Raw genomic sequence first — 13,421 nt, 5'->3', positions numbered from 1 at the left:
ACTGCCCCCGTTGCGTACTGCGCACGGGGGCTTTTTCGTTCCTTCTAGATTGTGGCGCCACCACCGCGGCTGCGATGGGTTGCTTCAACACCTTCGGCAACGGAGGTTCCCGCTACACCACGCTAGCCGTCAGCGCGTGACGCCCGGGCGCTCAACCACTCGACGATCATGTGCGGTACGGTCAGACATGCCAGGCCGATGAAGGTCGTCTTCAGCAGCGGCGAATCCACGGCGTGCTCGCCCATCCACGCATAGCCGACGCTCGCGCCGATCCAGGTGACGATCACGATGGGGGCCGCGACGCGTATCAGCTGGCTGGGCGTCTCGAAGCCGAACTCACGCCGAATGGCGCTTAGATGCAGCGGGCTGTGAAAGCAGCAGAAGTAGCAGGCGAAGTAGATCAGCGGATTGAGCAGCGCCGCGCCGAGCAGGAGCACCGCCGTCGCGAGCAGCATGGCACGGCTCTCGACATGGCGTTCGAGAAGCCGCCAGACCAGCAGCGGCGCCATGATCAGCAGCGCCCATTGGCCGATCGCGATGAGGGGTGCCGGCGCGCGCACGCCCAGCGCCTGGAATATCTCGCCGACTTCCCCCGCGTGAAACGCCATGGGTGACGCGATGACCAGCACGCCCCACCCCAAGCGACGCCATAGCGGGTGATGGCTTCGCCAGTCGGTGCCGAAGTGCGCCACCGACATCAGCAGAAACAGCGATAGCCCGAGAGTCGGCCAGCGCTGCCAGCCCCATAGCAGCGCGAGCGATAGGGCGAGATAGGCAAGCAGAAAGAGCGCGAGCCAAAGCCAAGGCGCACCGCGAGACGGCGCCCATCGGCGAATGAGCCGAAGCCCGGCCACGTGATCGAAGGCGCCGTGAGGCAGACCGACGACGGCCACGCCGGCAGCCAGCACGATGAGCGAGAGGGTGGTGGCGGGGTGCCACTGCGCGCCGAGCAGCGCCACGGTGATGGCAACGGCCATCAGGGCGATGAGGCGCAGCCGTAGAGAGGGGGCGGGCATGGGAGAGGGCTCTCGAGACGGGGCGACGAGCGCCCCGTCGATGAACGCGATCAGTGACGGATGTGGCGCGCCGCACCGAGTGCGATGAAGCCGAAGCCGACCTTCGCGGTGACGTCGAGCACCAGATAGAGCCAGCTCTCCACGGTCAGCGTGATCCAGCCGAAACCGGAGCTGCCGATGAGCCAGACGATCGGATAGCCGATCCACAGCACGGTCAGCATGATCGCGAGCTTGGAGTACTCGCCGGAGGTGTGGCCCTTGTTGGCCTCGGCGCGCAGCGGTCCCCAGATCATGCCCAGCACGGCGAAGAACGCGACCATGCTGATGACCCACCAGTAGTAGTTGTTGGGCGCGACGGACAGGTTGCCCACCAGCCCGGTAACGATCATGTAGATATCGGCGACGATCAGGGCGCCGACCAGCGTGCGGATGCGACCGAGATCGGGCGTGGCCATCATCGCAAGGCTCGCCAGCAGGATCGGCGTGGTGATGACCCAGTCGGTATAGCGGGCGAAGAACACCGTTTTGCCGTGGACCATGATGTCGCCCTGGCCGATCGCCATGGCGAAGTAGTTGGCGAACGCGACGAACACGATCGACATGGCGGCGACGCCGTGGCGCTTTTCGCTCAAGGGCAGCGAGCGGCTCATCGCCCAGAACGCCACGCCCCCGGCGAGCATGGCGATCCAGCCAACGATGAATGAGAGTTGTACGGCAGCAGGCATGATTAGCACTCCTTTGCTAGGTGTCGGTCCCCGCCTGAGCGGGTGCCTCGTGTGCTGAAACCTTTCGAGACTCACGAGACGAACTAAAGTTAGGTGACAATTCCGTTAGCTGCAAAACTGTGTCTAGGACAATGGTTCTCCGACGAAGTAAGCGCATGCCACGCCCCGACAGCTTCGACAAGCCAACGGCATGCGAAGCAAGGTCTGGGACATTAGCCAAAGGAACGGCACGACGGCTCACCGTCAACGCGTTGCGTCGGGCGGTAATCGTTGTTGCGGGAATCTACGGTGGGGGCGTCGGCGTGAGGCTCGACCGGCGAAAGCCGGCGACGACGGGACAGATACCGCACGAACGGGCGTCCGTGCGGTAAGTGATTCAGGCCTTGGCTTTCGGCTTCGGCTTCGCCTTTGCGGGCGTGTCGAGAAACCCGCCCTGCTTCAGGACGTCTTCGTAGCCTTCGCGGAAGCTGGGATAGTGGAAGCGGTAGCCGGATTCGATCAGTCGGGCGTTGTTGCAGCGCTTGCTGGAGCGCCGACGCAGCGGCGACTGAATGACCTCCGGCGTCTCTACCTTGAGCCGCTGGGCGATCCACGCCATCACCTCGTGGAGCGGGGCGGCATCGCCGTCGCTGGCGAGATAGATCGGCTCCAGCGGCTTGTCGTCGAGCGCAAGACCAATCAGATGCCCAAGGACGCCAGCGCAGTCGTCGCGGTGGATGCGGTTGGAGTACATCGGCGGGTTGGCAGCGGCGATGCGCCCTTCCTTGACCTGACGAATCAGCCGGTCACGCCCCGGGCCGTAGATGCCCGAAAGGCGCACCACCGTGCCGGATAGCGTCGCATCGAGCAGCGCCTGCTCCGCTTCGCGCATCAAGGTGCCGGAGAAGCCGTTGGGCTCGGTCGGCGAGGTTTCGTCGACCTCTTCGCCACCCTGCTGGGCATAGACGCTGGTCGAGGAGACGAAGAAGATCCGTTTGGGCGCCGCTTCACGCTGGGCGAACTCACTGATGACCGTCTTCAACCCTTGCGGGTAGGCCGCTTCGTAGGCGGACTCCTCGAAGCGGTCGGCGGTGACCGCATAGACGACGATATCCGCATCGGGTAACGTCGCCACCGCGGCCGCGTCGGCCACGTCGAGCGACACCGGTTCGATGCCGGTCCCTTCGAGCGCACTGGCGCTGCGTCGCGCGCCGATGACGCGGTGGCCGGCGTCGAGCAGCTGCTGGCCGAGCTGCGTGCCGATATCGCCGCAGCCGAGAATTAATGTCGTTTTCTTCACCTTTACCTGACCTCTTGGTAAAACATCCTTGTTGCTACACCCGTATCGAGGTGACTACGACTTCGCTACGAATGCCCACGAGAGACGGACTCAAGGCGTACACTCGAGATACGTGCACCGCGCTTGGCGATGATCCTTTCCGATAGGGAGCCTTTCGGTCCCACCCCATGACTCTAACAGAACTCCGTTATATCGTAACCTTGGCCCAGGAGCGCCATTTCGGCCGAGCGGCGGAGCGCTGCTTCGTTTCCCAGCCGACGCTGTCGGTGGCGGTCAAGAAGCTCGAGGAAGAGCTCGGCCTGGCGCTGTTCGAACGCTCCAAGTCTACCGTCCAGGTGACCCCGCACGGCGAACGCATCGTCGAGCAGGCGCAGCGCGTGCTCGAACAGGCCGCGCTGATCAAGGAGATGGCGAGCGAAGGCAAGGATCAGCTGGTCAGCCCGCTGCGTATCGGCGCCATCTACACCGTCGGCCCGTACCTCTTCCCGCATCTCGTGCCGGCGCTGACGCGTCTCGCCCCGCGCATGCCGCTCTACATCGAAGAGAGCTTCACCGGCGTGCTCAGGGGCAAGCTGCGTAACGGCGAGCTCGACGCGATCATCGTCGCGCTGCCCTTCAACGAGCCGGACGTGGTGACCAAGACGCTCTACGAGGAGCCCTTCGAGATTCTGCTGCCGAGCGATCACCCCTGGACCGAGCGCGCCGCCATCCCGAAGGAGGATCTGCTCACCGAGCGGCTGCTGCTGCTCGGCGAGGGGCACTGCTTTCGCGATCAGATTCTGGAAGCCTGCCCGGCGATCAGCGCTCAGCTCAACAATCCCGGGAATACGCTCACCGCGGAAGGGGGGTCGCTGGAGACGATCCGGCATATGGTCGCCTCCGGGCTGGGTATCACCGTGCTGCCGAAGCTCGCCATCGGCACCAGCCACTACGAGAACGGACTGCTGGAGAGTCGGCCGTTCGCCGGTACGGCGCCGACGCGTAGCGTGGCGCTCGCCTGGCGCGCGAGCTTTCCGCGGCCCAAGGCGATCGATGCGCTGATCCAGGCGATCGGCCAGGCCCAGGACCACGACACCGAGGCGGCATGAGTCTCGATGCGAGCGTCACCGAACTCTCGGGCGTCGGCGAGGCGATGGCCGAGAAACTCGCCCGGCTTCGCGTCGAACGCATCGTCGATCTGCTCTTTCACCTGCCCCTTCGTTATCAGGACCGCACTCGCATCACCCCGATCGCCACGCTGCGCGCCGGCGTCGAAGCGGTCGTCGAGGGCGAAGTGCGGGCCGCCGAGGTGGTTCGCGGCCGCCGCCGCAGCCTGCTGGTTCGGCTGAAAGACGGCTCCGGCATCCTCAGCCTGCGCTTTTTCCACTTCTCGCCGGCCCAGCAGCAGCAGTTCGCCAAGGGCGTCCAAGTGGGCTGCTTCGGCGAGGCCCGCGCCGGCAGCACTGGGCTCGAGATCTACCACCCCGAATACCGACTGGTGCAGAGCGAGGCGGCACCGGTGGACGAACATCTCACGCCGATCTATCCCGCCACCGAGGGGCTCGCCCAGCCACGGCTGCGCGCGCTGATCCAGCAGGCTTTGAAGCGCCTGAACGACGACCCCGGGGCGCTGGGCGAGTGGATTCCCGAACCGCTGCGCGGCCGTTTCCGCCTGCCGAGCCTGCTCGAATCCCTGCGCTATCTCCACGAGCCGCCGCCGGATGCGCCGCAGGAGCGTCTCGCCGAAGGCCGCCACCCCGCCCAGCGACGTCTGGCGCTGGAAGAGCTGCTCGCGCACCAGCTGAGCCTGCGCCAGGTCCGCCTACGCATTCAGACCGACGGCGCCCCGCCGCTTGCCGGCAGCGGCCATCTGCAGGCGCGATTTGTGACTCAGCTGCCCTTCTCGCTCACCCGCGCCCAGCGCCGGGTGCTCGACGAGATCGGCCGCGATCTCGAGCGTGAGGTGCCGATGCTGCGTCTCGTTCAGGGCGACGTTGGCTCCGGCAAGACCGTGGTTGCGGCGATGGCAGTGCTCGCCGCCGTTTCCGGCGGCTATCAGGCCGCCGTGATGGCGCCCACCGAGATTCTGGCCGAGCAGCACTTTCGCCAGTTCCGCGCCTGGTTCGAGCCGCTGGGGATCGAGGTCGGCTGGCTCGCCGGCCGGCTCAAGGGCAAGGCGCGGCTCGATGCCAAGGCCGCCATCGCCGACGGCCGCGCCCAGGTGATGGTCGGCACCCATGCCCTGTTCCAGGACGACGTGGTCTTTCAGCGTCTGGGGCTCGCGGTGATCGACGAGCAGCACCGCTTCGGCGTGCATCAGCGCCTGGCGCTGCGCCAGAAGGGCGAGAACGGCGGACTCACGCCGCACCAGCTGATCATGACCGCGACGCCGATCCCGCGCACGCTGGCGATGAGCGCCTACGCCGATCTGGATCTTTCGGTGATCGACGAGCTGCCGCCGGGGCGCACGCCGGTGCACACCGTCGCCGTCCCCGACGAGCGCCGCGGCGAGGTGATCGAGCGCATTCGCGGCGCCTGCGCCGAGGGCCGTCAGGCCTACTGGGTCTGCACGCTGATCGAGGAGTCCGAAGCGCTGACCTGTCAGGCGGCGGAGGTGACGCGGGAGACGCTTGGCGAGGCGCTGCCGGAGCTCGAGATCGGGCTCGTCCACGGCCGTATGAAAGCGGCCGAGAAAGCCGAGGTGATGGACGCCTTCAAGACCGGCGAGCTGGATCTGCTGGTCGCGACCACGGTGATCGAGGTCGGTGTCGACGTGCCCAATGCGAGTCTGATGATCATCGAGAACCCGGAGCGTCTGGGCCTCTCCCAGCTGCATCAGCTACGCGGTCGCGTCGGTCGCGGGCGGGTCGAGAGCTACTGCGTGCTGCTCTACCACCCGCCGCTGTCACATTACTCTCGTGAACGGCTCGGTATCCTGCGAGACACCACCGACGGCTTCAAGGTCGCGGAGAAGGATCTCGAGCTGCGCGGCCCCGGCGAGGTGCTCGGCACCCGCCAGACCGGGCTGGCACAGATGAAGATCGCCGATCTCGAGCGTGACCGCGACCTGCTCGACACCGTCACCGCACTGGCCGAGGCGCTGCTTTCCGAGGCCCCCGATGCCGTCGAACCACTGATCCGGCGCTGGCTCGGCAGCGAGGCCGGGCGCTACGGGCAGGTGTGACGCGCGATTCGGGCGATGTCGGTGGTCCATCTGCCACTTTAGGAGCCTCTATGCCATCTCGCTTTCCCGCGACGCTCACGCCCCCGAGGCTCAAGAGTTCGGTGCTTACGACCCCGGTGCTCAAAAGCCTGGTGCTCAAAAGCCTGGTGCTCGGCTGCGCTACGCTCTATTCCCTCGCCGCGCTGGCCGACGGCGTCAGCGACAAGCGCGGTATCGCCTTCGCCGCCATCCAGCCGGCGGATCGAGCGACGATGAACGGCAACGTCGCCTGGTGGTACAACTGGTCGCCCGCGACCGATCCGAACCTCGAGGCGTCGGCGGAGGCCGAGAGCGCCCTCGAATTCGTGCCCATGACTTTCGGCGCGGACTTCGACGAGCAGAGGCTGCGCGGCTATCTCGACGAACACGCCGAGGCGCGCTACCTGCTCGCCTTCAACGAGCCCAACTTCCGCGATCAGGCCAATCTCACCCCGCAGGCGGCGGCGAACGCCTGGCCCAGGCTCGAGGCCATCGCCGACGACTACGGCCTGAAGCTGCTCTCGCCGGCGGTCAACTACAGCCCAGGGGAGGTCGACATTCCCGGCACGGACGACAACGGCAGTCCTTTCGCCTATCTGGATGCCTTCTTTGCCGCCTGTGCCGGCTGCCGTGTCGATGGCATCGCCGTTCACGCCTACATGGCGGCGCCCGAGTGGTTCACGCCCTACATCGAGCAATTTCATGAGCGCTACGCCAAACCCATCTGGGTAACGGAGTGGAATCAGAGCTCGGATGGGGGTTCGACGACGCGAGAGAGTCAGATGGACTTTCTGGCCGAGACGGTACGCTGGATGGAGGGGCAGGATTACATCGAGCGCTACGCCTGGTTTCTGGGCCGAGTGCCCGACGACGACGACGCCCCGCCCACCGTCATCGACCTGCTCGACGACGACGGCGACTGGACCGCGCTCGGCACGCTCTATCAGGGCATTCAGGGCTCGGATACCTACACGACGCTGCCCGCGACGATCCAGGCCGAACACGCCGTCACCATGACGGGCATGCATCACCGCACCACCGTCGACAGTGACGGCCGCCCGGTCGTCCAGCTCTTCTCCAACCAGGACGAGCGCGAGCAGCGCCTGCGCTTTCAGATCTCCTCTGAGAGCGACAGAACCTACCGCGTGCGCCTCGCCTATGCCGCAGGTGCCGCCAGCGTTCGTCTTCGGGTCGACGGCCAGACGCGCCAGACGCTTTCGCTACCCAGCACCGGGAGCGTCTACGTATGGTCCCAGACCACCGCCTCGCTCGCGCTCTCGGCGGGCGAGCACACCCTCACCCTCGAGACCACCGGCGGCTATCCCAGCTTCGACTGGCTCGCCTTCGAGTGACGCTGCCTCCTCGGCTTCTGCCCTTTCAGCGGATCGCGTCGCCTTCTCTCAGCTCTCCCACACGGCGCCGAACACGTCCTTGAGTTCGGCGATCTGGGCGTGACTGAGTTCGCGATAGGGTTTGTCACGCAGCAGCAGATAGAGCTTGGCGGTCTCCTCGAGCTCTTCGGCGGCGCTGACCGTCGCCTCCAGATCCTTGCCGGTGACCACCGGGCCGTGATTGGCCAGCAGAACGGCGGCATGGTGCGGCGCGTAGGCAGCGATGTCCTCACCCAAGCGCTCGTCCCCCGGGCGCCGGTAGGGCAGTAGTGGCAGGTTACCCACCCGCATCACGAAGTAGGGGGTGATCGGCGGCAGCGCGCTCTGCGGATCGAGATCATCCAGACACGCCACCGCGCTCGAGTAGCTCGAGTGCAGGTGCACGATCGCCTGCGCCGCCGGACGATTGGCGTAGTAGGCCAGATGGAAGAAGTACTCCTTGCTGGGCGGCTTGCCCCCCAGCAGGTTGCCCTGCCAGTCGAGCCGGCTGATCTCGTCCGGCGCAAGCTCCCCCATGCACGAGTTGGTGGGCGTGCAGAGCCAGCTTTCGTCATCGAGCCGAACGCTGATATTGCCGCTGGTGCCCGGGCTCAAGCCACGGGCGTAGAGGCGCTGGCCCAGCGTCGCGATTCGCTCGCGCAGGTAACGCTCGTCGGCGGGGTGACTCATCGAACAATCTCCCAAGCATTGGTGAACATCTCGCGAGCCCCGAAGTTGCCCGACTTCAGCGCCAGATGAATATCGCCCTGTGCAGTAGCGGCGTGGGTCCAGGGCACGCCCGGCGCGATTTCGGGGCCGATCTTGAGCGACGTGATACCCAGCGCCTGGACGATCGCCCCCGAGGTCTCGCCGCCGGCGACGATCCACTGGCGCACGCCGAGTACCAGCAGGCGCTCGGCGAGAGTCGCCATCGCCCGCTCGATCAGCGCACCGGCCGCCTCTACGCCGAGCTGCGACTGCGCCGCCTCGATCGCCTCGGGTCGCGTGTCGCTGTGAATGAGCAGCGGGGTCGGCCCTAGCTGCGGCTCGGCCCAGCGGATGGCGTCATCGACCGTCGCGTCGAAGCTCTCCTGTAACCGTCGCGGATCGATCGTGAAGGTGGGCAGGCGTGTCGCCGCGTGCTCGATCTGCTCCCGCGTGCGCCGGGAGGCGCTGCCGGCAAGCACCACCGCACTCCCCGCCGCGGTCGGTAGCCGGCCGGCGTCGGTGGCCGTAGTGGGCGAAAGATTCTTCAACCCCAGCGCCAGCCCCGAGCCGCCGGTCACTAGCGGAAGATGAGCGCTGGCACGGGCGAGCAGGTCGAGATGGGCGTCGTCCAGGGTGTCGGTGACGATCAGCGCCTTGCCCTCATCGATGAGCGCGTCGATACGCGCGCGGACCGCGGCTTCGCCGAGGCTGAGATCGCTGTAGGCGATGAGACCCACGTCGCGACGGCTCTGCCGGCCGAGCCAGCGCACCAGATCGGCATCGGCCATCGGCGTCAGCGGATGGGACTCCATGCCCGAGTCGTTGAGAAGCCGGTCGCCGACGAAAAGATGCCCCTGATAAACGGTCCGACCGGTGGCGGGAAACGCCGGGCAGAAGAGCGTCCCCGTCACGCCGAGCGCCTCCATCAGCGCTTCCGCCACCGGGCCGATATTGCCGTCCGGCGTGGAGTCGAACGTCGAGCAGTACTTGAAATAGAACTTTTCGCATCCCTGCTGGCGAAGCCACGCCAGTGCCGAGAGCGCGGCCTCGACCGCCTCCGACGCCGGCAGACTACGCGATTTCAGCGCGACGACGACCGCGTCGATCGTGTCATCGTCTCGGCCGGGTTGCTCGACGGGAACGCCGATCGTCTGGCGTGTGCGAAAGCCGCTCTTGACCAGATTGTTGGCGAGATCGGTCCCACCGGTGAAGTCGTCGGCGATACAACCGATGAAAGGCATGAAACCTCCTTGTCTGGGCCGCTGGGTCAGCTATCCGGGTTCGATACGGGCGGCGCGCCCTCGGTGTCGGCGACACAGGCCAACGCGATGCCGCGATCGACGATCGCTCGCTGTGCCAGCGGCGCCAGGGCGCTATCGGTCACGATGAGATCGAAGTCCTCCAGCGAGCAGGCGCGAAACAGGCCGAACTGACCGTACTTGGCACTGTCGGCGAGCAGCACGCGTCGCGAGGCGCTGCGCATGAGCTGCTGCTTGACCATGAGCTTTGCCTCGTCCGGCGTGGTGACGCCGCGTTCGAGATGCCACGAAGAACTGCTGATGAAGGCGATGTCGACGTTGACCTGACGCAAATAGTCCACCACCGACGGCCCCACCGAGGAGTGGTTGTCGTGATCGACGCGCCCCCCGGCATGGTAGAGATCGATGTGAGGATACTGGGCCAACCAGGCGGTGATCTGGAAGTTGTTGGTGATGACCGTGAGATGGCGAACGTGGGTCACGAGCGTCGCCATCTCGTACAGCGTCGTACCGGCATCGAGATAGACCGTCAGTCCGTCGTGGACCATCTGTGCCGCGCGCCGGGCGATCGCCCGCTTGGCATCGAGATTGGTCACCGCCTTGGCCTGCCAGGAGGGCTCTCGGTGCAGATGCGATACCAGCCGAACGCCACCGGTCACGGAGAGCACGCGCCCTTCCTGCTCGAGCTGCTGGATGTCGCGGCGCACGGTCATGTGCGACACCGCCAGTCGCTCGACCAGCTCGGCGATGCTGAGCACCGTCTGCGCTTCGAGCAGCTCCAGCAAGCGCTGGCGGCGTTGGCTAGGTATCAACGTAGGCTCCTCTCGAATCGTCTCTTGCGTCTCGTTTCTCGAACGTACCGGTCGGCGTTCTAGCGCTGGCGCTGGTCCGATGTCGTATCGCGCGCCGTCTCGATTTCCGCCACCAGCCCCTCCGTCTGAAGCGCCCGGTAAGCGTCGAACAGCGGAGAGTCGCTCAGATCGAGATCTTCGATTGTGATTTTATCACCTTTTTTAACATCTCGAATGAGGCGACGATTGGCGGCGAGATAGAACGGCGCCAGCTCGCGCGTCTGCTGCCCGGCTGACAGCAGACGCGGCTCGAGGTCTTCGATGACGTGGTGATGGCCTCCCATGGCGAGCGTTTCCCCGGCGCAAAAGTCCCGCTGCGCCTCACCGGCCATGACCGCGTAGGTGCGCTGACGCACACCGCCACTGGGCCGCTTGCCCCACACCATGGCGTAGAGCGTCATCGGTGTCTCCAGACCCATCAGGTGGTAGGGCCAGAACAGGCAGGCGTAATCGCCGTTGCGGCTCACCACATGGCCTTTTTCGGCGAGCACGCGCCAGACCTCGCGATTCTGACAGCGCACGACAATGAAGACACCGCCGCCGAAACTCGCCTCCTCCGGTAGCCGCAGGCAGTTGAAGACATCGACCACGCCCTCGCCGTCGAGAATGCCGCCGTCCGCGCGCGGGATAAAGACGTCCGCCAGCTCGGCGACCCGGCAGAGCGGATAGTTCATGGTCTCGCAGGCCGGACGAAAGCCGAGCGAGTTGGCGGCGACGGTCATCTCGCAGTAATCGGGCGTCGCGCTCTGCGGCAGCATCGCCAGCAGCTTGCGGCGCCTGTCGAGCGTTTCGGCGACGTCGCCGCCAAGGGTCATCGCGTCGCCGAGCGAGGAGACCGCCACCTCGCGGTCGGTGTAACGAATCCGGCCGCTCGCCGGATCGTAGACGTAGTCGTACTCGCTGGACTTGCCGGCGGCGACGATGTCGAAGCCGAGCATTCGCCCCCAGCTGAAAAGCCCCACCAGGTTACCGGGCTGGTCGCCCTCGACCGTGGAGTAGACCACCCCGTGGCGCTCGGCGAGCCGGGAGAGCCAGGGGCCGATGACAGAGTCGACCTCCTTGGTCGCCATGGCGACGTGAACCCCGCGCTCGAGCGAGCGCTGGGCGACGATGGCGCTGGTATCCGGGTGCCCCGTCGCCTCGACGACCACGTCCAGGGCGACCGCCTCGAGCAGCCGGTAGTCATCGCACAGCACGATTCTCCCCGCCGCCGCCGCCCGTGCCGCGCTCTCGGCATCGTCGCAGCGTTGCCATTCGTCGACGCCGTAGCCCAATTCCTGCAGGCCGTTCTCCAGTGCCTCGAGCTGCAGATCGCACAGCGCCACGACCCGGATCTTGTCGATGTGACGACACTGCGCCAGCAGGGAGTAACCGAATCCCCCGCGCGCGCCCACGATGGCCATGCCGATGACCGGCTGCGATTCGGGAGTGAAAAAAGCTTCGAAGTTCATTGGCATCTCCGCGCTGAGCGTTTGGGGCCTAGACCCAGCCCATGATGAAAAAGAAGTAGGTGAAGGCGCCGGAAACGAGACCGCTGATCAGCGTGGCGCCGCCGACGGCGCGTATTCCCTGCGCGACGTTCATTCCCGAGAGACTCACGGTGACCCAGAAACCGCTGGAGTTGGGGTGCTTGAGAATCTGCGAACCCGAGGCGCAGGCGAGAAACGCCGCCAGCGGCGAAATGTCCAAGCTCGGCAGCAGTGGCTGGACGATCGACGCCGAAGTGAGGACGCCAAGGGTATTGGAGCCGGTAATGGTGTTGACCAGCGCGCCGACGATGAACGGAATCAGCAGCGGCGGAATGCCCATCGACTGCACCGACGACGCCAGCGAGTCGGCAACGCCGGTGTCGCGCACGATCAACGCAAGCGCCCCGCCCAGGCCGGTGACGATGATCGGCATGGCCGCCAGGCGCAGGCCGTCTTCCATCCAGTCGTTGAGGACCTCCTTGGTACGCCACTTGCCGCCCAGCAGCGGGAAAGCGAGTACCACGCCGATGAGCAGCGCGATGGTGGGATCACTGATCAAGGCGAGGAATTCACCCAGCCAGGAGCCCTCGAACTGCTCCCCTACGAGCGAGCCGAACATCATCAGCATGATCGGCAACACGATCGGGGCGACCGCGGCGAGGAGCGACATCGACGGGCCTTCCTCCACCGGCTTCTGCTGGAGATATTCCGGCTTGGGAGCGACATCGATTTTCAGCGACTGGGCATAGAGCGTACCGGCGATGATGCCTGGCACGGAGATGAGCGCGCCCCAGAGGATCGCCTCGCCCATGCTCACCCCGAGGAAGCTGGCCGCCGCGACGGGGCCGGGGGTGGGCGGGATCGCCGAGGCGGTGACGAAGGCGCCCAGATAGAGCACCGTGCCGTACTTCGCCATCGAGGTGTTCGTCTGCATCGCGAGGTTGGCAACGATCGGCATGAGCACGATGACGATGGCGTCGGAGAAGATCGGCACGCCGAGCAGTGCTGAGGCGGCGGCGATCGCCCAGATCGCCTTCTTGGGGCCAAACGCGTTATAGGCGGCGCTGGTGATACGCAGCGCCGCACCGCTGCCCTCGAGCATTTTGCCCAGCACACAGCCGAGAAAGATGATCATGCCGACCTTGCCTACCGTACTGCCCAGGCCGTTGGAAAGCGTGTTCAGCGACTCTTCCACGCCGAGCCCGAGCGCCAGCCCGAGACCCACGACGATGATCAGCAGCGTGATCGCCGGGTGAACGTTCCAGCGCGAGATCATCAGGATCATGGCGACCAGCGCCACGCCGAAGGCTATCAGGACGTAAAGATCGGACATGGAGACCTCCGGGAGACCGACTTGGTGTTATTTGTTAAAAAATAACATTAGTTTCCAAAACGGCGCCTATCCTTTCTTTCGAGCTGGTCGAAGTCAAAACAATCCGTCTAAGACTTTGGTCACAGATAGCGAAATTGACTGCGAGATCAGAGAACTAGATGACTTCGTCGATTCGACGGGATGGGAGAAAACGTGAATCCGGCGTGGCGAGGCCACTCCCCTTGTGGGGT

At 65.7% G+C, this 13,421-nt stretch carries 11 protein-coding genes; 3 read left to right on the top strand and 8 right to left on the bottom strand.

The window, feature by feature from the left end:
• Positions 1–122 precede the first annotated feature (122 nt).
• From DOM33_RS13475 to DOM33_RS13465, 3 genes are all read right to left on the bottom strand, one after another.
• Positions 123–1,016: a Brp/Blh family beta-carotene 15,15'-dioxygenase gene (locus DOM33_RS13475; protein WP_110669800.1), complete on the bottom strand. Its 894-nt coding sequence runs from the start codon at positions 1,014–1,016 to the stop codon at positions 123–125.
• Positions 1,017–1,066: 50 nt separating this feature from the next.
• Complete coding sequence (locus DOM33_RS13470) at positions 1,067–1,741, bottom strand: bacteriorhodopsin (protein ID WP_110669798.1); 675 nt, start codon at positions 1,739–1,741, stop codon at positions 1,067–1,069.
• 376 nt (positions 1,742–2,117) lie between these two features.
• Positions 2,118–3,020: an SDR family oxidoreductase gene (locus DOM33_RS13465; RefSeq protein ID WP_110669796.1), complete on the bottom strand. Its 903-nt coding sequence runs from the start codon at positions 3,018–3,020 to the stop codon at positions 2,118–2,120.
• Positions 3,021–3,187: 167 nt separating this feature from the next.
• Between DOM33_RS13465 and DOM33_RS13460 the strand changes: the two genes are divergently transcribed.
• The 3 genes from DOM33_RS13460 to DOM33_RS13450 are packed head-to-tail and all read left to right on the top strand — an operon-like array spanning position 3,188 to position 7,553.
• The gene (locus tag DOM33_RS13460) at positions 3,188–4,108 is read left to right on the top strand and encodes a hydrogen peroxide-inducible genes activator (RefSeq protein ID WP_110669794.1); all 921 of its coding nucleotides are present in this window, start codon (positions 3,188–3,190) and stop codon (positions 4,106–4,108) included.
• Positions 4,105–6,183, top strand: a complete 2,079-nt coding sequence (recG, locus tag DOM33_RS13455) for an ATP-dependent DNA helicase RecG (protein ID WP_110669792.1) — start codon at positions 4,105–4,107, stop codon at positions 6,181–6,183. The genes DOM33_RS13460 and recG overlap by 4 nt, the downstream gene beginning before the upstream one ends.
• Positions 6,184–6,233: 50 nt before the next feature.
• On the top strand, positions 6,234–7,553 hold the full coding sequence (locus DOM33_RS13450) for a glycosyl hydrolase (protein WP_110669790.1): 1,320 nt from the start codon (positions 6,234–6,236) through the stop codon (positions 7,551–7,553).
• Between the two features lie 48 nt (positions 7,554–7,601).
• On the opposite strand, the gene otnC is transcribed toward DOM33_RS13450, so the two are convergent.
• The 5 genes from otnC to DOM33_RS13425 are packed head-to-tail and all read right to left on the bottom strand — an operon-like array spanning position 7,602 to position 13,191.
• Positions 7,602–8,261 (bottom strand): 3-oxo-tetronate 4-phosphate decarboxylase, encoded by a 660-nt coding sequence (otnC, locus tag DOM33_RS13445; RefSeq protein WP_110669788.1) that lies wholly within the window; start codon positions 8,259–8,261, stop codon positions 7,602–7,604.
• Positions 8,258–9,520, bottom strand: a complete 1,263-nt coding sequence (gene otnK, locus DOM33_RS13440; RefSeq protein WP_110669786.1) for a 3-oxo-tetronate kinase — start codon at positions 9,518–9,520, stop codon at positions 8,258–8,260. The genes otnC and otnK overlap by 4 nt, the downstream gene beginning before the upstream one ends.
• 26 nt (positions 9,521–9,546) lie before the next feature.
• Positions 9,547–10,350: a DeoR/GlpR family DNA-binding transcription regulator gene (locus tag DOM33_RS13435; protein WP_110669784.1), complete on the bottom strand. Its 804-nt coding sequence runs from the start codon at positions 10,348–10,350 to the stop codon at positions 9,547–9,549.
• Between the two features lie 59 nt (positions 10,351–10,409).
• Positions 10,410–11,840 (bottom strand): homoserine dehydrogenase, encoded by a 1,431-nt coding sequence (locus DOM33_RS13430; RefSeq protein ID WP_110669781.1) that lies wholly within the window; start codon positions 11,838–11,840, stop codon positions 10,410–10,412.
• Between the two features lie 28 nt (positions 11,841–11,868).
• Positions 11,869–13,191 (bottom strand): GntP family permease, encoded by a 1,323-nt coding sequence (locus tag DOM33_RS13425; RefSeq protein WP_110669779.1) that lies wholly within the window; start codon positions 13,189–13,191, stop codon positions 11,869–11,871.
• Between the last annotated feature and the right edge of the window lie 230 nt (positions 13,192–13,421).

Source organism: Salinicola halophilus, from assembly GCF_003206155.1.
Taxonomy (GTDB): Bacteria; Pseudomonadota; Gammaproteobacteria; order Pseudomonadales; family Halomonadaceae; genus Salinicola; species Salinicola halophilus.
The sequence above is the reverse complement of the archived record's forward strand: the minus strand, read 5'-3'. Positions and strand labels throughout refer to the sequence as shown.

Excerpts from the sequence above, each read along its gene's own strand:
- DOM33_RS13475 (WP_110669800.1), bottom strand. The coding sequence starts at position 1,016 with ATGCCCGCCCCCTCTCTACGGCTGCGCCTCATCGCCCTGATGGCCGTT.
- DOM33_RS13470 (WP_110669798.1), bottom strand. The coding sequence starts at position 1,741 with ATGCCTGCTGCCGTACAACTCTCATTCATCGTTGGCTGGATCGCCATG.
- DOM33_RS13460 (WP_110669794.1), top strand. The coding sequence starts at position 3,188 with ATGACTCTAACAGAACTCCGTTATATCGTAACCTTGGCCCAGGAGCGC.
- recG (WP_110669792.1), top strand. The coding sequence starts at position 4,105 with ATGAGTCTCGATGCGAGCGTCACCGAACTCTCGGGCGTCGGCGAGGCG.
- DOM33_RS13450 (WP_110669790.1), top strand. The coding sequence starts at position 6,234 with ATGCCATCTCGCTTTCCCGCGACGCTCACGCCCCCGAGGCTCAAGAGT.
- otnC (WP_110669788.1), bottom strand. The coding sequence starts at position 8,261 with ATGAGTCACCCCGCCGACGAGCGTTACCTGCGCGAGCGAATCGCGACG.
- otnK (WP_110669786.1), bottom strand. The coding sequence starts at position 9,520 with ATGCCTTTCATCGGTTGTATCGCCGACGACTTCACCGGTGGGACCGAT.
- DOM33_RS13430 (WP_110669781.1), bottom strand. The coding sequence starts at position 11,840 with ATGAACTTCGAAGCTTTTTTCACTCCCGAATCGCAGCCGGTCATCGGC.
- DOM33_RS13425 (WP_110669779.1), bottom strand. The coding sequence starts at position 13,191 with ATGTCCGATCTTTACGTCCTGATAGCCTTCGGCGTGGCGCTGGTCGCC.